General features: G+C 63.5%; 15 protein-coding genes. 4 read left to right on the forward strand and 11 right to left on the reverse strand.

Translation table 11 applies throughout. The features are described from left to right. The 5 genes from VGV60_09880 to VGV60_09900 all read right to left on the reverse strand — a co-directional run. Nucleotides 1-1,680 (reverse strand): hypothetical protein (locus VGV60_09880; GenBank protein HEV8701564.1); only part of this gene is annotated, 1,680 nt, incomplete at its 3' end. Nucleotides 1,681-1,929: 249 nt separating this feature from the next. After that, complete coding sequence (locus VGV60_09885) at nucleotides 1,930-3,216, reverse strand: aspartate aminotransferase family protein (protein HEV8701565.1); 1,287 nt, start codon at nucleotides 3,214-3,216, stop codon at nucleotides 1,930-1,932. A gap of 325 nt (nucleotides 3,217-3,541) precedes the next feature. After that, nucleotides 3,542-5,662 carry a PKD domain-containing protein gene (locus tag VGV60_09890; protein ID HEV8701566.1) on the reverse strand — a complete coding sequence of 707 codons (2,121 nt, stop codon included), beginning with the start codon at nucleotides 5,660-5,662 and terminating at the stop codon, nucleotides 3,542-3,544. 506 nt (nucleotides 5,663-6,168) lie between these two features. After that, entirely contained in the window at nucleotides 6,169-6,312 is a 144-nt protein-coding gene (locus VGV60_09895; protein HEV8701567.1) for a hypothetical protein, read from the reverse strand. Further along, nucleotides 6,309-6,602, reverse strand: coding sequence for an aminotransferase class III-fold pyridoxal phosphate-dependent enzyme (locus tag VGV60_09900; protein HEV8701568.1), 294 nt, complete (start codon nucleotides 6,600-6,602; stop codon nucleotides 6,309-6,311). The genes VGV60_09895 and VGV60_09900 overlap by 4 nt, the downstream gene beginning before the upstream one ends. A 270-nt stretch (nucleotides 6,603-6,872) precedes the next feature. On the opposite strand from VGV60_09900, the gene VGV60_09905 reads away from it, so the two are divergent. After that, on the forward strand, nucleotides 6,873-7,835 hold the full coding sequence (locus VGV60_09905; GenBank protein ID HEV8701569.1) for a phosphatase PAP2 family protein: 963 nt from the start codon (nucleotides 6,873-6,875) through the stop codon (nucleotides 7,833-7,835). 496 nt (nucleotides 7,836-8,331) lie between these two features. Here the strand turns inward: VGV60_09905 and VGV60_09910 are convergent, their stop codons facing one another. Further along, on the reverse strand, nucleotides 8,332-8,520 hold the full coding sequence (locus tag VGV60_09910; protein ID HEV8701570.1) for a hypothetical protein: 189 nt from the start codon (nucleotides 8,518-8,520) through the stop codon (nucleotides 8,332-8,334). Between the two features lie 174 nt (nucleotides 8,521-8,694). Between VGV60_09910 and VGV60_09915 the strand changes: the two genes are divergently transcribed. Next, nucleotides 8,695-12,468, forward strand: coding sequence for a hypothetical protein (locus VGV60_09915; GenBank protein HEV8701571.1), 3,774 nt, complete (start codon nucleotides 8,695-8,697; stop codon nucleotides 12,466-12,468). Between the two features lie 96 nt (nucleotides 12,469-12,564). Here the strand turns inward: VGV60_09915 and VGV60_09920 are convergent, their stop codons facing one another. Continuing rightward, nucleotides 12,565-13,662: an AraC family transcriptional regulator ligand-binding domain-containing protein gene (locus VGV60_09920; GenBank protein ID HEV8701572.1), complete on the reverse strand. Its 1,098-nt coding sequence runs from the start codon at nucleotides 13,660-13,662 to the stop codon at nucleotides 12,565-12,567. 75 nt (nucleotides 13,663-13,737) lie between these two features. Between VGV60_09920 and VGV60_09925 the strand changes: the two genes are divergently transcribed. Together VGV60_09925 and VGV60_09930 are read left to right on the forward strand one after the other, a co-directional pair. After that, nucleotides 13,738-14,457 carry a DUF4386 domain-containing protein gene (locus tag VGV60_09925; GenBank protein ID HEV8701573.1) on the forward strand — a complete coding sequence of 240 codons (720 nt, stop codon included), beginning with the start codon at nucleotides 13,738-13,740 and terminating at the stop codon, nucleotides 14,455-14,457. 627 nt (nucleotides 14,458-15,084) lie between these two features. Then, nucleotides 15,085-15,420 (forward strand): hypothetical protein, encoded by a 336-nt coding sequence (locus VGV60_09930; protein HEV8701574.1) that lies wholly within the window; start codon nucleotides 15,085-15,087, stop codon nucleotides 15,418-15,420. 47 nt (nucleotides 15,421-15,467) lie between these two features. Here VGV60_09930 and VGV60_09935 read toward each other — a convergent pair whose 3' ends face one another. Genes VGV60_09935 through VGV60_09950 form a run of 4 tightly spaced genes read right to left on the reverse strand, consistent with a single transcriptional unit; the run spans nucleotide 15,468 to nucleotide 21,922 of the window. Further along, the gene (locus VGV60_09935; GenBank protein HEV8701575.1) at nucleotides 15,468-16,673 is read right to left on the reverse strand and encodes a glycosyltransferase family 2 protein; all 1,206 of its coding nucleotides are present in this window, start codon (nucleotides 16,671-16,673) and stop codon (nucleotides 15,468-15,470) included. Nucleotides 16,674-16,689: 16 nt separating this feature from the next. Then, entirely contained in the window at nucleotides 16,690-18,189 is a 1,500-nt protein-coding gene (locus VGV60_09940) for a lipopolysaccharide biosynthesis protein (GenBank protein ID HEV8701576.1), read from the reverse strand. Further along, nucleotides 18,183-20,423: a glycosyltransferase gene (locus VGV60_09945; GenBank protein HEV8701577.1), complete on the reverse strand. Its 2,241-nt coding sequence runs from the start codon at nucleotides 20,421-20,423 to the stop codon at nucleotides 18,183-18,185. Before VGV60_09945 ends, VGV60_09940 begins: the two co-directional genes overlap by 7 nt. After that, entirely contained in the window at nucleotides 20,420-21,922 is a 1,503-nt protein-coding gene (locus tag VGV60_09950; protein HEV8701578.1) for an O-antigen ligase family protein, read from the reverse strand. The genes VGV60_09945 and VGV60_09950 overlap by 4 nt, the downstream gene beginning before the upstream one ends. Nucleotides 21,923-21,924: the final 2 nt, after the last annotated feature.

Here is a 21,924-nt window from a genome sequence, read left to right on the forward strand (position 1 = left end):
GGCGTCCGTCCCGAAGCGCTGGACCCGCTGGCGCGCGGTCCCCGGCTCGCGGCGAAGAGAGTCGTGCCACGCGGCGTCGTCCAGCGGCGCCGCATGGACCGCCCCCGCGAGCCCGGCGGCGCGAAGCGAGCGGGTGCGCCCGAGCGCCCGGGCCTCATCCCGGAGACGCTTCACGGTGGCCTCTTCGGCCCGCGCCACCCAGGCGCGCTCGAGGTCGGCCGCAACCGGGCCGCGGCCGAGAATCTTCAGAATGAGAAGCGTGGCCTCGAAGCCGATGCGACCCGCCTCGCAGGCGGCGCGCAGGATCGGGAACTGCCGCAGCGACCGGACGACTCGGACCCGGTCCTCCGCGGAGGTGCGGGAGACGCCGAGGCGCTCCTCGGCGTAGTGCCCGACGCCGGCGAAGCGGAGCCGCGACCAGGCGCCGCGCTCGGCCAGGTCGGCCAGCACCTTCGCCAGGCGGCTGTCCAGGTCCTCCTCGAGAGCCAGCAAGGTGCGGATCTGCTCGTCGAGCTCGGCCGCGCCGCCGGTCCCCGATACGCGCTCGACGTCGCGCAGGCGGGCCAGGCCGACTCCCGCCAGAGCCAGGGACCACGAGGCGGGGGACGTCGAGGGGAGGTGGCTCCAGTTGTCGGTCGAGCGGGCCAGCGCGGTCTCCACGACCGCCGGATCGGGCGAGACCTTCATGGGCTGGATGTCGGCGTCGGGCGGGAGGCCGGCGGAGCAGGCCTCTCCCACCAGCGCCTCGACGAACGAGGTCACGCTCGCCTCACGCCCCTCGACGCAGCGGTAGAGGTCGACGACGTCGTCGAACGCCGCCAGGAGCGGTGCCGGGACGAGTATCCGGACGAGGGCGCGGTCGGAGAAGTCATCCAGCCCGTCCGCGGCCGGGCCTTCGGTGTCGGCGGTCCGCTGCGTGTCGTCACAGGCGCGGGCCTCACTGTCCAGCGGCCGGTCAGAGCCGGCGGCGCGCGCCGCCCGGACCGCATCCCGCAGCGCGCGGATCGGGACGTGCCGCGCCAGGGCTACCCAGGCGGCCAGGGAATCGGCGGACGCGACCCGGGCGACGAGAAGCGCCGCCACGCGGCCGATGGGACGGCCGCCATCGTCTCCGGTAAGAGCATCGGCCAAATGCGGGAGAGCCTGGATCGCACGGCCCAGCGAGGCGCAGTCCTTCACCCACCGGCCCGAGCGTCCGAATCGCTCGCGGGCATGATCTTCAAGCCGGGCGAACCCGAAATCGGACCAGGCCTGCCTTTGCACGAATGCGGCCGCCGCACGCGCCAGGGGAATCGCGATGCGGTCGAGCCCGGCCCGCAGCGACAGCGCCAGGGCGTCCGCCTGGCGGAGCGACCGCTCGACCGGGTAGGCGCTCTGAGTTGCCGCAGGTGGAGCGTCATAGGCTGGCGCCGCCGGGGTGTCGGCGGCCAGGTCGTTACCGGCCTGGGCGTGATAGGCGGGCGCATCCTCCCTGCAGATGAAGCGGCGCGGGGCAGCGACTCCCGCCGGCTGGGTGCGCGGGAGATCGGCGCGCGGCAGATCAGCGCACACGAAATCGACGGGCGTGAGATCGACGCGTGGCAGATCGACGTGCGCGAGGTCGACGCGTGGGTGGCGTGGCAGATCGGCGAGCGGATACAAGGAATGATGCAAGGCGCGCAGGCCGACGGCGAAACCCATAGTGTAAGTATGGCGTATAAGTTCAGATTGTCAACGAAAAAGTGAGAGGTTTTTGTCGCCGCGGGAGCCTGGTGAATGCCGGGCGCGCCGCAGTCACGCGGAGCCGACATCCCGACGAGCGCGCATCGAGCCGGGCAATGGGGTGGCGTCGACCGACTCGGTGGAGCCAGGTCGCGGCATGAACAGCGCGTCGAATCGCATTTGTGCCTGAAGGAGACGAGCCGTCTCCTCGACGGTGAGAAATCCGGGCTAGCGCGCCGCCCCGGCAAGAGCGCGGTCGAGGGCGGCGACGGCGCGGTCCAGGTCCGCGTCCTCGATCACCAGCGGCGGCTGCAGGCGCAGGACGTTGCCGTAGTAACCCCCCACCCCCGCCAGGAAGCCCTCCTCGAGCAGGCGGGCCTGGATCGCGGCAGCCTCGTCCGGAGCGGGCGTCTTCCGGGCACGGTCGCTGACCAGCTCGACCCCGGCCATCAGGCCGAGACCCCGCACGTCTCCGATCAGCGCGTGGCGCTGCTGAAGCTCTCTGAGCCTTCCGAGAAGAGTCTGGCCCGCGGCGGCCGATCGCTCGGCCAGCTTCTCCTTCCGGAACACCGCGAGGTTGGCCAGGGCGGCGGCGCACGACACCGGGTTGCCGCCGAACGTAGACAGGTGATCTCCCGGAGTGAAGGCCCGGGCGATCTCGTCGCGAGTCGTGAAGGCCGACAGCGGGAACCCGTCGGCGATCCCCTTGGCGGTGACCACGATGTCCGGCACGACGCCGTAGTGCTCGATCGCCAGCATGCGGCCGGTGCGGCCGAAGCCGCTCTGGACCTCGTCGCAGATGAACAGGATGCCGCGCCGGTCGAGGATCTCCTTGACCAGCTTGAAATAGTCCGGCGGCGGCACGATGATCCCACCCTCACCCATGACCGGCTCGGCGATGAAGGCCGCCACGTCCCCCGAGGTCCCCATGTCGATCGCCCGCTCGACGTCGCGCGCGCATTCGCGGGCCACGATCGCCGGGTCCGTGCCATACGGGCTCCGGTACGCGTAGGGAGCCGAGGCGAACGCCACTCCCGGCAGGTAGGGGCCCCCCTTCTTCTTCCGGTTCCAGTTGCCGGTGACGCTCAGGGTCCCGACGGTCCGGCCGTGGAACGACATCTGCAGCGCCACGAACTCGCTCCGGCCGGTGTGCTGGCGGGCCAGCCGCATCGCCCCCTCGATCGCCTCGGCGCCGCTGTTGCCGAAGAAGGAGACCCGCAGCTCCGGGGACGGCATGATCGAGGCCAGGGCCTCGGCGAGGTCGGCCGTCGGCCGGTTGTGGTAGAGGTAGGAATTGCAGTGCACCAGTCGCTGCATCTGGGCCTGGGCGGCCTCGACGATCTCCGGGCGGCCGTGCCCCGCGTTGACCACCGAGATTCCGGAGAACAGATCGACGAACTCCCGCCCGCTCTCGTCCCAGACCTTCGCCCCCAGGGCCCGCTCGATGACGATCGGCTGGACCTTCTTGAGGAAGTGGGTGTTCACGTAGCGGCGGTACTTCTCCATCGTGTCCATGAATCCTCCGCGATCCCGTACTTCTGTATTAATCCAGAGTCTCGGATTTCCTGATCTCAACAAGATCGGCGAGCGCCTCCCCCGACGGCTGCCTGCACTCACGATAGAACCACGTCCAGTCCTGGCCGAGCCACGGGTGGCGAAACGGGACGTGGAGACATGTCGCGCCACGACATTCAATCCCGTGCGGTGCTGGCCTGCTCCTTAGATCGCTGAGCGTTCAGATCCACCGTTAAACGTCGCGCCGCAAAGGTGGACCCGATGGTCGCGTTGCGACATGAATAGCAGGTCGGTGAACCACTTTGTCCGGGCCTCCGTGGCCAGGTTACTTCCTTCGAGGAGGTAAAGGACAGGCAGCGGCGGCGGTGTTGCCCGATCCGTCCCGACTGCCGATGATGGGCTCGCCCGGCAGAAGGAGGTGCATGGAGATCGCTCCAGACTCCCCCCGCGGACTTCCGATGGAGGCCACCCTCGCTTCGCCGCCCGGAGCCTGGGTCATCTTCACGGCGGTGCCGCTGGAGAAGGGTCCGAAGGGACCGGATCCGGCGGTGTCCGACACGACGATCAGCGACTCGAGTGTGCATGCATCCACGGCCACCAACCGATAGAAACCCGACTCGGTCGGGAGGGCTCCCTGGGTAGGCCGGGACGGCGTCCCGCCGCCAGGGGGGTTCGTTCCAACCTCGCATCGCACGACGGGCGCGGTGGTGTCCCGGATCGTGACCACCACTTCATCGCTGTCCGCGGCTCCCGCGGCATCCGTCACCTGGAGCGTGATTCGATGAATTCCCAGGGACAGTGTGACGGTCGGGCTCGCCTCCTCGATCTCACCGAATTCGTCGCTCCACCGGTAGCTCAAAGCCCCGCCTTCGGGGTCGGAGGAACCGGACCCGTCGAGGCGGACCAGGGTGCCGGCGAACGAGCTGCACTCCACGACCTGATCCGGCCCGGCGTGGGCATGGGGAGGAGCGTTTCCGCAGATGTCGAGAACCCCATTCCCGTCCGCGTCCCGCCCGTTCCCGCATCCGGGGACGCCGCACCGGCTTCCCGCGGCTCCACAGGCGATGTCGCAGTCGTCCTCCACGCCGTTCCCGTCGCAATCGAAGGGAATTCGTAGGAAATAGACATCTTGCTCCCCGTTGAAAGTCGCCGCATAGGCCAGACTCCCGCCTCCGTCGTCGGAGAGGAGGTGATAGTAATCGCCCAGCTTGAAGTTCTGCGGATAGCCGATGCCCGGGTCGAACTCCGGCGTCACCGGAACGTTCTTCGACCAGGTGACTCCCCCGTCGAGCGAGTAGGAGTACATCACCTCCGAGGCTCGCTTGGCCGGATCATGCCGAGTGTCGTTCCAGATCACGTCGATGCGCCCGCTCGGGGCCACCGCCAGGGAGCCGAACCATTGGAAGGCCCCGCTGCCGGACGTATCGTCATTGACGCGGATCGGGGCGCTCCAGGTCTCGCCCCGATCCGTGCTTCGAATGAACATCACGTCGGCGGGGTCGAGACCGGGCCTCTCGACGGAGCCGAGGAGGTAGACGTTCCCGCGGGCCGGGCCTGTGGAATGATCCGTGGCGATCCACACCTGGCCGAGGAGGCCGATATTATTGATACTCCGCGTGGCTGTCCGGCCCCCCAGGTCGACGTGCAGGGTTTGCTCGAACACCGGCGCGGTCGACCGGAGCTGAGCGTTGCTGCTTCGCGAAACCACGTGGCCGGTGGGCGGATTCGGGCTATTGAGATTGAGCGCTCCGGCGACATAGAGGGTGCCGTCGGGCCCGACGTCCAGGGCTCCCCACCGCAACGCGGGCGGAGGAAGCTGGAGCGGATTCTCGAAACTCGCTCCGCCGTCGATCGAACGGACGAAATCGGTCATCGAGCAGCAGCTGAAGACGCGGTCCCAGCTGCCATAGACATTGCCCCGTCCCACTCCCGTCGTCCGGTCGATGGCGAACCATTCCTTGTCGCCACCGCGGGCATCCACGGCGGAACGCCAGCTCACCCCGCCATCGACGGACTTGAAGAGAGAGACATGGTATTGCCTGGGTGCGGAGGGAGGCGGTAACCCCAGGCTGAAGTAGTAGAAGCTGCCGGCGGCGTCGGACTGGAGAACCGGATCGCTGTGAAAAACCCCATCCTGGATCACCTCCTCCGAGGACCAAGACCGCCCTCCGTCCACGCTGTGGGCGACCCCCGCTTCGCGAAAATCCGAGAAGACGCTGTCGAACTGGCGCCATCCCACCACGATTCGATTGGGGTCGATGGGGCTGATGGCCAAGGAAGGCTCGTTGGCTGCGTCGCCGAGGATGTTGTTTCCTGATCCGTCCACGTTGACCTGCACGCTGCGGTAGGGTCCGACCTGCCAAAGGCGGGCCGGTCCGACGCCGCGCAGCGACAGGATCGCTTGGCTGGCGTGGGCGTCTCGCCGCACCTCCAGCAGGCCTTCCATTGCTTCCTCAGGCTCCTCACGAATGGAATCCCTATCCGCCGAGTCGGTCTGAAACTCGACGCGTTCATCGTCCCCAGGAAGCGTTTCTGGGCGTCCGCCGGCAGAGCGGGCGGGAAGACTGGCGGAGGCGAGGAGCGCCAGCACGGACGCCGCGGTCAGGGAGCCAAAGATTCGCAATGATGCAATCCCCCGTCCCCAACCCCGGCGGCGGCCGGGGAGTCCGAGGAGTCGGATACTCTTCCGGAAAGATGCCGCCATCTCATGAGAAAACCAGCAAGAAATTCCGCCCTCCGCTGGGCTCCCACCGCGCCCGCGCGAGGACCCCCAATTCCCGGATCCGATAGAAGAAGCCTATAGGAAATCCAAGCGGGGAGATTGCAGGTCCCGTAAGGCCTATCCCGTCAACTTCGGCTCTGCCGGCGGGTAGTGGAGGCAGGACCCGGTCCGGCGGGCGAGCCCTGTGGGAGGGAAAAGGTGCCCTCGCCGCGGCCGAGGAGCGACACCACCTACCCGTAATAGGGACCGATGTAATTGTCGTTGGTCAGAACGAGATCGACATGGCCATCGCCGTCGAGATCCCGGGCGGAGACCCCCGACGAATGAAAGCCGGTCTGGTACAGGACGGTGAGGAAGATCAACTCAGGACTCATGGCCGCAGCGGCGGGCGAGTTGGGGCCTCGGCGAGGTCGGCCGTCGGCCGGTTGTGGTAGAGGTAGGAATTGCAGTGCACCAGCCGCGGCATCGAGGTCTTGGCGGCCTCGACGATCTCCGGGCGGCCGTGCCCCGCGTTGACCACCGAGATCCCGGAGAACAGATCGACGAACTGCCGCCCGCTTTCATCCCAGACCTTCGCCCCGAGGGCCCGGTCGATGACGATCGGCTGGACCTTCTTGAGGAAGTGGGTGTTCACGTAGGGGCGGTACTTTTCCATCGTGTCCATGAGTCCTCCACGGGGCTGGAGCGAAGGCGCGATTATCACCTTGCGGCGCGACGTGAATCAACCGGTGTCCAGATTCCCCACATGACGCGCCCGCTGCGGCGTCCATGCAGCCCTCATTTCGTCGAACCCCCCGCCGGACGTGGCCTGGGGGCCGGTGCGGCGCTACATTTAATGACACCGGTGCGACCGGCCGAGGCCTGATCCAAGCCGCATGGTGCGGCCCCTTCAACCTCTGCAGCCCGCCATCCGGCCTGGAGCAGAGGTCCAGGAATGCAAAGACCGAAGCGCCTCGCGGAGATCGTCGCGGGGTTCACCCTGATTGCAGTCACCGCCTCCGCAGTGTCCCCGGCGCTGGCCGATGCCCCCCGCGCGGCCGAGGTCGGGGCGGAGGATTCGGCGCCGGTCGCCGACGCAGGCACGGACCCGGCCTCCGATCTGCCGTCCTATTTCGAGCGCTATTCCCGGCCCTTCGTGATCGACGGCCGGGAGCTCAAACTGACCCAGAGGTATTTCTGGGGCCGACTGTTCCATCCCGAGGTGAAGGACCGGCTGTGGGGCTCCAGCGTCCTGATGGCGTCGTTCGTCCTGGCCACCCAGAAACGCCGCATTCAGAACGACGTCGCGGAGGACGATTCGCCCGATCGCTCCCACTTCTTCAAGGGGGCGCAGCAGCTCGGCGGCCGCGGCATCGTGCCGGCCGTCGCGGTGCTGATGTACCTGGGTGGCTCGGCGTTTCGCAGCTATGGCACCAAGCAGACCGGGGTCATGCTGGGGGAATCGGCGCTCCTGACCGGCATTCTCACCGTCACCGGGCAGTGGGTCCTGAGCGAGGACCGCCCGAACGAAGGGGGCCGTTTTCACCCGTTCCGGGGGATCGGGCACGGCGTCTCCGGTCACACCGCCACCGCCGCCTCGATCGCCGGGATCCTGTCGCGGCAATACCTCCAGTTCAAGCCTGAGGACGGCCGCGTGGCGCGCACCTTCAAATGGATTGGCAAGGGGTTCGCGTACGGGGCGCCGGTCGTCGTGGCCTTCGGCCGCGTCAACGAGCAGCAGCACTTCGCCTACAGCACCCTGCTCGGTCTCGGGATCGGCTTCTGGACCAGCAACGTCGTCGCCGACGCGCACGGTCTCTATCTGGAGGGGGGCCGGCCCCGTCTCCGGCCGGCCAGCGTCGGCCCGATCGTCGGCGACCACGGAGAAGCCGGGATCGGCGCGCGCTGGGAATTCTAGGGCCGCGAGGGTAGCCGAGGTGGTCACGCGCGTAGACGTCCCGCGCTGATCTCTTCCGGACGCGGGTTCGACTCCCGCCGCCTCCACCACACGCCTAACTGCTCCCATCAGCACTTGATTGAGACCGGCTTTGACCGAGGAAGCTTCTCTGCGACTTTGAAGAGCGAGAAGAGCAGGAACGGGCAAGTCAAGGGCAAGCGCGTCCAACGCGCGGCCTCCCGTTTGAATCCGTTCCGAGAAGCCCCTGTCCACTTGGACATTACCCACAAGGCAACAAGTTAATTAACAGGCAACTACGATCACTCCAAAAAAATGGACGAGGAAATTTGAAGTTGACATCGTCGCGTCCTCGAAGTATCAGGAGAATAGGATGAGCGTCCCGCCGGACGACGGGACGACGCATTGTCCGGCTCCGTGATTTCGGTTCGTCGGTTGGCTAGCGACGAGCATTTCGAAGTACTCCGGCCCGAAAGTTCGGTGACGTATTCTGGTCTGATCATGCAGCCTCGGTGAGTTGACGACGATGATGCTCGAGTTTGGTCAGGAGCGCAGCGAGGTCCGTGCGGGTAAACTTCCACTGGAAGGGCCGTGCCACCCGCTCGTAGTGGTGGTGGAATCGAAGCAGGCGACCCCGCAGCTTCGCCAGCGAAGGAAGGTCATTCGGCGTGAGCACCTTGCGCTGCACGACCGAGAAGTAGATCTCGACTTGGTTGAGCCAGCTGGCATGAACGGGGGTGTGGACCGGGACGATCGTCGACCATTGACAGTAGGAAACGCTAGATATATACGTCATCGTATTTGTGGAATCGAGTACTAAGCAAAAGTAAAACCAGAATCGCTGACTGGAGGAACCACGTCCATGATCCGACCGGATTGGTCTCCGAAACGCGCATACCTCGCTATTCCTCTCATGGGCCTTTTGCTGACAGCGTCCTTGACCCGGGTCTCTTCAGGCGATCAAGTTGCATGGAAGAGCATCGGACGCGGGGGAACGGGCGCTGCTATTTTCGGCGCGGCGATCAGTCCTGTCAACCCGAACATCATCATTCTCGGGTCGGATGTGGGGGGACTCTTTCGCACGACCGATGGCGGCCTGACGTGGAAGGCAGTCAATAATGCGATCGCGAGTCCGGACACCGTGACCAACTACCGTATCTGGTCCATCGCGTTCGCCCCGGTCAATGGACTCAATCCGAACGCTCAGATCGTCTACACGGCCTCGCCTCCGCATTTTTATCGCAGCGCGGACGCGGGCGCGACCTGGACGCGACGCGCCCTCATGCCTGGTGACGGTGACCCCACCGTAATCGTGGTCGATCCGACCGATCCCAACATCGTCTACGCCGCTGGTAATGGATACACGACTGGCACGAGTCGCCTTTGGAAAACCACCGATGGCTTCGCAGGCGCCACGGCGTCTTGTATCGACCCAAACAATTGCAATGTCTCGGTTGGTTCGCTCGTCATACGCCCCAGCGACAGAACACAGCTTCTCGCCTGTACCCCGGCCGGCATCTACAAAACCACCGACTCCGCCGCGTCCTGGACCAAAATCGGAGGACCAGGCGGAATTCCCGCAGGATTGCCACACGACTCTTGTCAACGCATGACCGTCCACGCGAGCGGCGTCGTCTACATGACTCTGGCCACCCCGAACGCCGGCGGGTCAGGATGGAAGGATCCTACAATGTGGCATGGGGGAGTCTACAAAAGCTCTACCTGGGGAGATTCCTGGACAGCAGCGAACGGTACCGATGGACCGAACCTGCTGGTCAATGGACTCGGCCATGACGAAGGACAGTTCGAGTTCCTCGGAGGCAGTGGTCCCGCCGAAGGCTGGAGCTATCTCGGGGACTCTCGCACGGTCACCAGGGTCTGCGACGCTCCGGAAAATCTTCCCAGGACCGGGTGCGCGATCAAAATGGAGCCCATCGACCTGGGTGACACGAGCTCGCGCGGAGTCTCGAAGACGATCCCTATCGCGGTCCAGAACCGGAACAAGCTGCACAAGATCTCCGTATGGATGCGAGCACCGAGCGGTCAAGGAGTGACGCTCTATGTCAGGGCCCACATGCAGAACGCTGCTGGGGCTGGAATCCGGTTCCCTGCGCTTGTCGGTGATTACATCGATCCAATCGCCAGTGTCGTAGTCCATTCGGAATGGCGGAAGTATCAATCCATCCTTTACGTTCCTGACGATGTCGCCCAGGTCGCCCTTGAAATGTACACTTTTTTCGACGATGGGAAGACCTGGATGGATGAAGTTTCGATCCAACCCATCGATTCCCTTCCCGATGTCGTGGGAGCAGGAGCGACGCCGACCTTCGCGAACTACGATCTCATCGTGGTCGATCCGGCCGATGTCAACACGCTCTATGTCGGCACGGCGCCAGGCGGCTTCGCCGACGACAACGAGACTGGGACGAGCGGCATCTGGAAGACGACGGATGCGGGAGCGACATGGCGGCGCGTCACGCGCAGTCTTTACCATGATAACGTTCTCGACGGGCGGGGAACGGCGCCCGTTTGCGGCGACGGGGTCTGTGGCGGAAGGTGGGAGCACCATGCTGCCGGCGGTGTCTGTCCTGACTTCAGCGTGGCTTCCACCTGCGCCGCCGACTGTGCTATCAGCGGCAGCTCATCCTGTTGCGGGAACAACATTTGCGAGCTGGCGGAAGACGCGGACAACTGCTTCGTGGATTGCCCTCGATACGCCGAGGCGGGACTTCCCTACAATGAATCGCCCCGTCAGTTGAAAGATGGAGTCACCTCCTACGCCATCAACGGCATCAGCTATGGCGTCGAATCCCTGGCCATCGGGAACGGCGGAACGAATGGAAAGGGAAACGCGGGAAGCCAGACGTTGTCTACCGGCGGAATCCTGTTGACCGAGGACGGAGGAAATCGCTGGACTGAAATCAGCAACGATCTGACGGTGTCGTCGACGCCTCCGTATGAGGGCTGGAAATCCCGCGGTGACACGAATTGGGTATTCACCTACCCGGTCGTGACCGATGCCGCGAATCCGCAAAGAGTCTATTACGGAGACAGTGATAACTATCTAAATGTCAGCTTCGACGGTGGCGTCCACTTCGTGCTTGAAGGCAAATTTGTCTGGCCGGTGGGTGGAGACGCGGTTACCTCGATGATCCTCGATCCGGTCGATCCGAACCACGCCTATTTCGGTGTGTTCAACGGCGATGACATCAACACATTGCCTGACGGTGGGGTCATCGACGGACACCTCGATCCGACCACCAATCGATGGACGTGGGCGAAGGTTGGCGTGCAGGCACCCGATCCTGGAGGAACCGATCTCCGGGGCGGCAACGTGAGCCTGGTGCGGCATTCGGATGGCACGCTGTTCGCGGCTGTCGGCAGTAAGGGGGTGTTTAGGCTGGATGGAAGCACATGGAACAACACGTACTCGGGGTCGAACTGGAAGGATTCTTCCGGTCAGGCCGCGATTCCAGCCGGCTGGAAGATCATGCGGCTCGCCATCGATGGAGACGACCGGCTTTATGCGGGCGCTGGATACAACCTCGGAGACACGCCGCCTTCCGGAGAGACCGGCGTCTGGGTCTCCGCTGACAGGGGCGTCAATTGGACCAAGATCAGCAGCGCCGAAATGGATCGTGAGCCGATCACATGGATCACCCCGGCCGGCAAGGACGGCAGTAACCGGCCGATCGTGCTCGTCGGGACCTGGTTCGCATATCGTTGCGGCTGGGGAGTGCCTGATACGCCGGAGTGTGCCGGGCGGCAAGGCGGTGGCCTGTACCGCGGGTGTCTCGGCTGCAGCGCTCCAAACGTGTGGAGCTTTACCCGAAGTCTTATCCAACCACGGGTCACCGGAATCGCGGTGCATCCGACAAACCCGAGCATCGCCTATGCGTATGCCGGAAGTTTCTTTTATGCGGTCGACGCTCCGGGACTCCAGGCCGGCATCTATAAGAGCGTAGATCAGGGGCTAACATGGAGCCTGCTCGACAATAACGGCCTGTCGAATCTGAAGTCGGGCCGGCTCTACTTTTCGGCCATTTCCCCGTACCACACGATTTACGCCTCGACTGTGGGAGGAGGGGTCTACGAGGGCACGATCAATTGCGGGCCTGTGAGCGAGGGGTTCGCTGATGTCGATGGCGACGGCGTTCCCGATTGCGCCTTCACCAACATCAATCAGCAGATTGCGATGACGACCGGCAGCATCGTGTCCGGCACGTACTCGAGCCTGAGCTGCTCCTCGACTGCGACCTACGAAGTTTTGAAGGAGCAAACCTCGGGAAGCCAGCGGAAGATGATCAAGGTGTGGAAGTTCGACAACGTCCCGACTGGAAAAGCGTATGACCTGTGGGTCGAGGGCTTCAAGACGGTCGCCGGCACGCCGTCCGATAATTTCAACTTCAGCCTGACCACGAAGGCCGCGGGGTCCGCCTGTACTAACAGCGATGGAATCGGCCCGACGCTTCTCACCGTGTCGAAGACGGGCGACGACAACCAGGCGCAGATTGCTAGCGCAGGCACGATCAACAACCCAGTAGTTTGTCTGAGGGTGCAGGACAGCATTCAAGGGAGTGACAACAAGTCGGAGACGCTGACACTGGACCGGGTGTGCCTGCGCGCCCTGCCGTGAGAGGCGCGCCCTCTTACGTGCCGGGGGTACCGGACCGAGGTGCCGACCGCGCGACGCCCAGCTGCCGCCGACTGGGGTAGTAGAGGAAAAGCCGGCTCATACGAGGTTCACGACCGCATGACATACATACGCGGGCTCGTTCCGGTCCAACGCTTGGATGCGCGCGAGAACGCGGCCGGTTCGGAGAAGCCCAGCAGATAGGCTGTCTCGTTGACTGAAATCTTCTGTGCCATCAAGTAGTGGAGTGCCAGCTTGTGGCGCAGCGTGTCCAACACCGCTTCGAAGGTCACGCCCTCCGCTTTCAGCCTTGCGAAAGAGCGTCTGACGGCTGAGCGCGAGCTGTCCCGCGATCCTGTCCACGCTCGCTTCACCGGTATGCAGGATGGGGATCAACAGCTCTTCGACGCGGCCGCGTATCGACTTCGAGCTTTCCAGTTTCTTGAGCAGGCCCTCAGCATGGGCGCGCAGTATCTCCGCAAGATATGGGTTCGGGCGCGGCAGCTTCATGGTCAGGAATGCTTCATCGATCAGGAGGGCGTTCATGTCGCTCTCGAAGAACAGCGGAACACCGAAGATGCGATTGTACTCTGCGCGGTAGGTCGGCTCCGGGTGGGTAAAGCGGATTGCCGTAGGAAAAGGCACCTTCGGCATATCAGCGATAGAGGCCAACCTCGACCGGGTGGCGCAGACGCAACGCGCGAAACCTGATTCCGTAAGTAGAGGATGCTCGACGTAGACGTTGCCTGTGAGTCTCACCCAGACGCCACCATTGTCACGGACGAGTTCAGTGGGTTCCGCGTGGCCGCCGTTGTCAGCATCGAGCGCCAGGCGCGCGTAGCGGTTCGTCTGAAGGCGCCCCGACTCGATGCTGTCCATGACCCCACCCATCAGCCCGACGATCGAGATGTCCTGTATCCGGACCGCTTCGCCAAAAAGCAGCGAGAGAGCTGGTTCGTTGCACGATTCGATACCCGCTTCCAGCAGGGCGATGTACTTTGCGAGGGGAATACGGTTGTCTTTGTCTGTGAGATCCTCAGGACGGGTGTTCGATCGTTCGATCAGCATCCGACGATCAGCGCCTCGCGAGACGGCGAAATCCAAGAGGTCTCTGGGGTACCCGGCGGCTACCGTTGGATCAGGCACTTTCACCTTCTCCCTGCAACCTGGGGTCAGGTTATTGATACGTCGCGTCATGTGGATCGCCTTCCGACCTGTATAGGCTGAGCGTATCAATAATGGGAAAGTGGGATCAACACGAGGAGAACCTGTATGAACGCAGCCGTAATGGTGGCCGGGACCAGGGAGACATCACCGCGACTCATGGCCAGGATTGCAGGTGCCTGTTACTTGATGAACTGTGCTCTTGCGCCCGGTTTCTACGCCAACGCCAGGTGTGTCGTACCTGGCAACGCCGCGGCGACAGCGACCAACATGCTCGCGCACGAGGGCCTATACCGGCTGGGGTTCGCCGGAAACCTGGTCGCGATCGCGGCCTATGTCGCCGTCACGGCCTTGTTCTACGAGTTGTTCAGGCCGGTGAACAGGACGGTCTCTTTTCTCGCTGCGTTGTTCAGCCTCGTGGGGTGCGCTCTTCTGACTGTTGCTTCCCTCTTTCAAGTCGCTCCCTTCGTTGTCCTGGGAGGCGCACAGTACTTGAGCGTGTTCGCTGTGGAACAGGTGTATGCGCTGGCGCTCGTGCTTCTCAAATTGTACAGTCAGTGCTTCGGCATCAGTATTGTATTCTTCGGATTCTATTGCCTCCTGATCGGCCACCTCATTTGGAAATCCAGCTTCCTGCCTCGAATCCTGGGCGCTGGAATGGCGCTGGCCGGTCTGGGTTGGCTAACCTTTCTGTCGCCGCCGTTCGCTCAATCTCTGTCCCCCTACATGTTATCCGGGATCGGAGAGGCAGCGCTGACTCTGTGGCTCCTGGTGGCCGGCGTGAACGCCGAACGATGGCAAGCGCAGGCCGCTGCATCGGAAGCATAGCGGCCGCCGCCCGCCGCGGGCTGGTGACCTATGAGAACGACCGACAGGACGGACACCGCGCTGATGTCGGTCAATCTTCCGACCGACGATGGTGTGACGATGGCGTTGGCGACTCCGTCTCCACAATATCTCCAAGACAGGGGAGCACTCCAGAGCACAGCAGAGCACTCCAGAGCACAACGAATTGACTACAAGGCAACGAGTTTCCTGACGCTTACGACGAAAGTCACGCGCCATCAACCAGTTAGCATTTCCGGGAGGCGCGGGTTCGACTCCCGCCGCCTCCACCGACTCCACGAGATCCAGCCGGGCAGGCCCTCACGAGCGGGCCTCTTCATGACGGGTCAGGCTACGGTTCCATTGCCTGAAGGCTCGTATTCCGGCATTTCGGGAGATCCCCGGTCGTGTCACATCTCGATGCATCCTCCCTGGTCGGGTGTCCGCCGGTGCACGGCCTGGGCCGGCGATGACGCAGTCTCGGGAGGTTCGAAGATGATGCAAGGCATCGGGTAGCGGCGTTGCGGGGCGCGAGCCGCGGCATGCGCCACGGCGGGCACGGTCAAGGCCGCCTGCGACGGTCCGGCCGCGTACCGCCCGCGTCGCGCGCGCGAATCTCCGCTGTACCGGTTGGCCGAGAGGCACCAGGAGACCTTCAAGCAGGTCTACGACGAGCGCTTTTTCGAGCGCTACGGGTTCTGGCGCGCCGAGGTCGAGCGCACCTTGTGGGCGTTTCTGGACCGGGAGTCCGCAACGGCCGGGCAGCCACCGCCCTCACCGGACGCGGAGACGGCGGCCTGGTCGACCCCGTCGCAGCGCGAGCGGCGCCGTCGGTGGGCGCGCCTGATCGCGAAGGTGTTCGAGGTGGACCCGCTGCGTTGCCCCTGCGGAGCGACGATGCGCGTCGTGGCGCCCCAGCACCGCTCCCGCCCTGAGCCGCGCGCCCACGTTCCGCCGCCGGGCTGAGATCGGCGCTGCCACCTGTCAGGCGGCGCCGCCCGTGTGAAACACACTCACCCCGCGCGATGCATGCGCTGCCGGACTGGGGTCGGTGGATCACCGGCCGCCGGTATCCCGCCTCTGGGCTCCCAGGCCATGACGCTCCGGCCGATGAGCACAGACAACACTCCGAGGAGTGCCGCGGCATTCACGAAGCAGAAGAAGTAGGGGACGGACAACAATCGCGACCTGCCCGGCTGGGTCTCTCTCAGCCTCCAGCCAAGGAAGGCCAGAACATAAAACAGAACCTGGCATCCCCATGTGCTGACACAAACCGGATGGGTCCCCAGCAACAGGACGTTCGAGGAGAACAGGACGATCAGCCAGAACGGAGCCAGGTGGCGCAGGAGCTTGTGCGACAGCAGTTTGATTGAGTAAAAACCGGACAGCCAGAGATCTCTTCCCAGGCCCAGAAGCGCACGCACGCTGTGGTTGGTGATGCGCACCTTTCTGAGAAACTCCTGCCGTCCGCGGGCTGGAGCATCTTCATACGTAACCGCCCGGGCTTCGTAAACGAGTCGATGACCGTTGAGCACGACCCTCGTCGAGATCGCCATGTCATCCGCGACAACGGGATCGTCGATTGGAACATAGAGGCTCCTCCTGATGGCATAGAGTGAGCCATCGGCCGCGATAATGCTCCCCGTTCGACTCTCGAGACCTTTGACGGCCTTGTCGTACTGCCAGTAGAGGCTTTCCTCCCGCCCTGTCACATCGTCGCTGTCTGCAGGCCGATACCTCTGGTTTCCGCAGACTCCTCCGACCTCGGGATCGCCAAGATCCTCGACCAGGGCGCGCAGGCTCTCCGTCTCCAGCATCGAGTTCGCGTCCGTGAAGACGATGACTTCCCCCGTCGCGGCCAAGACACCATCGTTGAGGGCCTCGGCCTTGCCTCGACGCGGGAGGTCGAGAACGCGGATCCCCTGGGAGGCGTACCTCCGTGCAATGCTCACGGTCCGATCGGTCGATCCATCGGACGCGATCACGATTTCGAGCCGATTCCTTGGATAGGTCAGCTCGAGAGTGTTGCGCAGCTTTCGCTCGATGATTTCTTCTTCATTGTAGGCAGCGATGACCACGCTCACTGAAGGGAATCGAGAGCCTTTTCGTACGGGCCACGGTGCAAGGATGCCGATCAGCATGAGCATCAGGGGATAACCGAAATAGATGTAGAACAGCAGGCCCAGACTCGAGAGGAAGATCAACTCGACCAGAATCAAGCAAGGACCTCTTTTCTCATGGTGCGTTCCTCGACAGAGAGTGAGCCGCGAGGTGGATGCGCCTCGGTGATGAAGAAAGCAGGAGACTCCACGCGTGACGGCACAAGCCCGGGGCGACTGTTCGCAGCACCGCAAGATAGATCGTTAGGCCGAGCAGGATTGTGCCAGCCAACCCTCCGACACTGTCCACGGGTCCTGCCATTCTTTCGAAAACCAGCAGGGCCGCTCCCATGACAGCCGAGGCCGAGACCGACGGCGCCAGAGCGCGCAAGACCTGCCGTAGTTTGAGGCCCACGCGAGCGCAGGCGTATCCGAGGCTCAGTGCGGCGGACGGCATCGTCACCGCCGCCATCGACCACGCGACCATCGGCCCGCTCACCCTGGCCGCCATGTAGAGCACAGGCAGGAGAACGATGCCGCGGAGAGCCCCCAGCCAAGCCACTAACGACGGCTTCCCGACGGCCTTGAGAACGTCGCCGCCTTGGGTCCCGAGGGATCTCGAAGCAGCGTAGACCGCAAGGCCTTGCACGATTGAGACCGCGGGGGTCCATGCCGTGCCGAAAAGCACGCGCACGAGGGCGTCGGCAAGGACGATGAGTCCCGTCGCGGCCGGAATCGTGGTGAGGGAGACGAACTGCAGGAACCGGATGTAGCTCCGGGCGACTCCATTCTCATCCCGCACCTTCGATAGAGCGGGGAACGTCACCTGAGTCACGGCCCAATTCTGCAGGTGAATGGTCGTCTCGACGATCTTGTTGGCCACGTGGTAAAACCCAAGCGTCGATGTCCCCAACATCCTTCCGACCATCATCAGGTCGATATGATGAAGGATGCTGGACACCACGTTGATCCAGACGATGGGCCGGCCGTACCGCAGCATGGGTCGGATCAGATCAATCGGAACGCCCCATCGCGGCCTCCACGACGTGATCCTCCACATCCCCACCGTCCATATCGTCAACCCCGCCAGGTGTCCCGCCACGAGGCTCCAAACTCCGAAGCCTTGTAGGGCCAGGAGGATGGCCACGAGGGCCTTTGTCACCGTGAGGGACATCTCAGGGAGGATCCGAGCCTTGAAACCAAGATCCTTGCGGGACAAGGCGTCGTGGGTGTTGCCCACGGACCGAATCAGGAAACTGACCGACAGGACCCGCAGAACGCTGGTGCCACCTGGCTGATGGAAGAACGCAGCGACGAGAGGTGCCAGCGAGATCGACAGACCGAACCAAACCGCGCCGGCCAGAAGATTCAACAAGAAGGTGATCTGAGCTGCATCGTGTCTCCGGTCCGGCCAGTAGATCAATGCCGTACCCGTTCCAAGATCCCCGATGGCGTCCAGGTATATGAAGAAGACAAGAGCGAAAGCCATCATCCCGAACTCGTGGGGAGAGAGGAACCGCGCGAGGACCACCATCGAGAGCAGCGAAACGAGCCTGCTTCCCGCCATCGCGGTGAAGGACCACAGGACTCCCCGGAACGTCCGGATCGCGGCTTCGCCAGAGGCGCGGTTCACCATCTGCCTTTCCCCTGGAGAGCCTTATCCAGATAGGCAACCTGCCAGACGCGCAACATCCGGTTCGACGACTCTCGGAAACGCATGTTGGCGAGCAGCTCCAGGCCTTTCACCATCCGCCCCAGGTGAAGGGCCGCCGGATCGGCGCGCGCCCCATCGAGATATCCTGTCAGGAACGCGCCGGCCAGAGTCGGAACTCGTCTCCTCGAGAACGGGTAGCTGAAAAACAGCTCGAGGTGTACCAGGAGGCACGCCACGTCCTCGAACGGAAGGCCTTCGGAATAGCCCTCGAAGTCGATGACGTTCACCTGGTTCTTCCCGACGAAAATGTTGCCGGGCCAGAAGTCCCCGTGGACGCCGCAAGGCACGAGGGAGGGGCTGGAGAGACGACCGGAGTGAGTCTCGAACTCACGTCGGATGTCCTCCGCCGTGATGGAGAGACCCAAGGTCCTTCTGCAGACTGACAGGTGCTCGAGGGATCTGTCCATCAGGACCTGGATCCGGTCGAAGGGATCACCGCCAGCCGGGTTATGCCGCTGGAGGCTGTTCAGCCATTCTCCGCAGAGCCTGAGAGAGGGTTCGGCGAGCCCTGCGTCCCAGTTTTTCCGGAGATCTGTGAGAAGCCTGGTCAGGGGAATGCCGTCACATGTCTCCATCACCAGTGTCGCTTCTCTTTGGTCCAGGTGCAGCACACGCGGAACTCCCAGCTTGCCGGAGATCTGATGCTGCAGTCGTGAGAGGATTTCATACTCACGCCTGGCACGGACAGAGGCGGCGCGCGACTGATTTTCGCGGGTTCTATGATGCTTGATCACCACCTCACGCACCTGGCCCGCGTCCGACACGAGAATTCCGGCGATCCAGGAATCCCTCCGGCATTGTTCCCAGCGGAGCCCGAGACGAGTGCCACGGATGCCTGGAGAGTCCAGATGCCGGAGCCGTTCTTTCGCCTCGGACCGGATGGGCGATCGATATCGGTCCATCAAGTCGAGCAGGCTCCCGACCGATCGCTCCAGGCTGTGCCGCATGACCACCCTTCTCCGACCTGCTTCGCCCAGCCGCCGCGCGAGCCGCGGATCCCCGCAGACCCTTTTGAGGGCACCGACGAGGCCTTGAACATCGGCCGGCTCCACCAGGACGCCCGTCATCCCGTCTTCCACAAGCTCCGGTATCCCTGACAGCCGGGAGGTGATCACGGGACGCCGGCACGCCATGGCCTCCATCAGGGCCACCGGTATGCCCTCCATCTGACCGTCCGCCGCGACGACACTCGGCAAGACGAAAACCGTACAGGTCGCCATGAGCTTCGCGACCTCAGTTTGCGGAAGAGAACCGCGCAAGTACACGCGGTCCTTCAGGCGGCAGCATGCGATTTGTTCCTGGATGGCGGATTTCAACGGCCCATCGCCCACGATGTCGCAGACGAAGTCCCATCCCTCGGCCTTCAGTCTCCTGCAGGTCTCGATCAGAACGCTCAACCCCTTGTAGGGCTTGAGGGCCGCGACGCAGAGAATGCGTGGCTGAGGATGCGACGGGGGTGTATACGCTGGCTCAAATTGATCCGCGGGGATGCCGACTCGGACCAGCGGAAGTTTCTCGCGAGGGATCGAGGGGTCCAGACGGCGCAGGAAGTCTTGATTGAAACGGGAGATGACTCTCACGAACGAAGCGCCCCGGATCTTTTCCTTCAACATGGCCCGATGAACGAAGATGTCGTGGGCATGGGTTGTGAAGCTGTAGGGCAGCCCGGTGATGTCGGAGACGATCTTCACGGCCAGGGCCGGATGTGTGGCGTAGTGCGCGTGCAGATGGCTCACGCCCTCCTCAGCGAGCCTCTCCGCCAGATGGACAGATTTCGGGAAAATGCCCAGGGCTCCGAAGAAGAGGTTGGCGCTTTTCGAGCAACCCAGCAAGATGTGGGCGATAAGTGAAAAATAGCGCAGCGGTCGACGTCGGAGCAGCCGCAAGTTCGAGGCGATGATCTGCCGGGACAGGAAGGGTGTGTACTCGGCCCGTTCGATCCAGGGTCGGGCCTCGTCATGAACCACTACGGCCCGTTCCCTCAAGAGCGGGATCAAACGGACCGGCTGACCTTGCCGCTCCAGCTCGATCATCTCCCTGAGGATGAACGTCTCCGTGATCAAAGGGAACCTGGAAAGAAAGATGGCGATCGGCGAGCGTATTTGTGGGGCGGCCTTGGCGTCGAGAGCGCGGTTCGTCAGAGCAGAAGCGTTCATTCGCGAGCATCCTTCTCTTGCGCGACATTCGATAGCGCCGCCACCAGGGCCAGGATCAGCCAGAAATACCTGGGATACTGCAGGTGGAGAAAAATGCTCGAGACCAGAAAGCCGACGCACGAGACCTGCATGGCCCGGGCAAGGTCCGCGGTCTCCTGATCCCCTGCCTTCAACAGCCTTTTGCGGGCTCCGGAGAGCTGAAAGAAAGTGGCGGCGAGGACGATTGAGAACGCCATCAACCCTGGAACTCCGGTCTCGGTTCCGATCTCGAGATACAGGTTGTGCGGGTAATGAAGTTGGGCCGGATCGTCATAGTCACGGGCCGCGGAACCCACCTCATCCGCGAACTTGTCGAAATGAGTCGTAAAATTGCCTGCACCCACGCCCAGAATGAAATGCGTCTCAAAGAGACGCCAGCCCGCCCTTGCGAGAAGCTTCCTATTTTCGAATGAGCTGTCGGGATGCAGCACACCTCCGCTTCCGGGCAGGATCTGGGGAATGGTGGTCATGCGACGTTTGAAGCCTCCCGGCACGAGGAGCAGAAGGACGAGCAACACCGCGATCCCAAGGATCAGCTTGCTCCAGTCATGCCTGTGCAGCGCCACCCACAACACCAAGACGACGCCGAGGGAAAGCGCCCCTCCGCGCGAATACGAAAAGATAATTCCGGCGCCGATGAGCATTGCGGAAGCGCAGATGACGACCCGCTTGAGCCGTCCCGCCTTGCGCGGGGAAGCGAACAGACCCAGCGGCAGTGCAAGGAGGAGAATTTGCGCAAAGAAGTTTGGATCACCAAGGGGCCCGGCAACTCGAGGCTCGAAGGTCGTATCGTAGATCTGGGCATACTTGACTCGAGCCAACCCGCCCCATTCCCAACCGTACTGCCCGGTCAAGACCTGCCACACTCCAAGGCCGGCCAGTAGAGCCGCAGCGCCGAAAACAGCCCACAGTGCCCATTTCAGCTCCCTCCGGTCTCTTGCCAGCAAGACCACCAGGCAATGCAGCGCCAGAGCTTTGGAGAGCATCAGGCAGCGCTGGTCGGCCAGGAGCTGGTCGCTGGCCCTGATCGTCGAAAAGAAGACGATGAGAGTGTAGCCAAAGAGTGAAACCGTCAATGAGTTCCCAAGACGAGCCATCCCGATCCTCGGGTCGCGGTGAATCCACGCCGTCGCCGCCACCGGGAGGATCGCAAACTGGAGAACCGAAGGCAAAGAGTGAAAGCGAACGAGGAGCTGGGATAGATTCAGGAAGATGAAAACGACGAGCGAAATCAGCGCGAGCCTGGGGTATTTGAGCACCGTGACGCCGAGCGCGACAAGAATCGCGAGCGCCAACAAATTCGTCCCCGTCGGCGAAAAATGGACCTCGAGCAGCAGCGCGTCGAGTGTGGCGAGATAACCGATGAGAACCGTCAGAAGGACGATGCCGAGCGTCCCGATGATTCCGAGGCCTCCGCGCGGGAATTCCAGGGGCCCCCCCGACGACGCGTGGCCGCGCACAG

Source organism: Candidatus Polarisedimenticolia bacterium (assembly GCA_036001465.1).
Classification (GTDB): domain Bacteria; phylum Acidobacteriota; class Polarisedimenticolia; order Gp22-AA2; family Gp22-AA2; genus Gp22-AA3.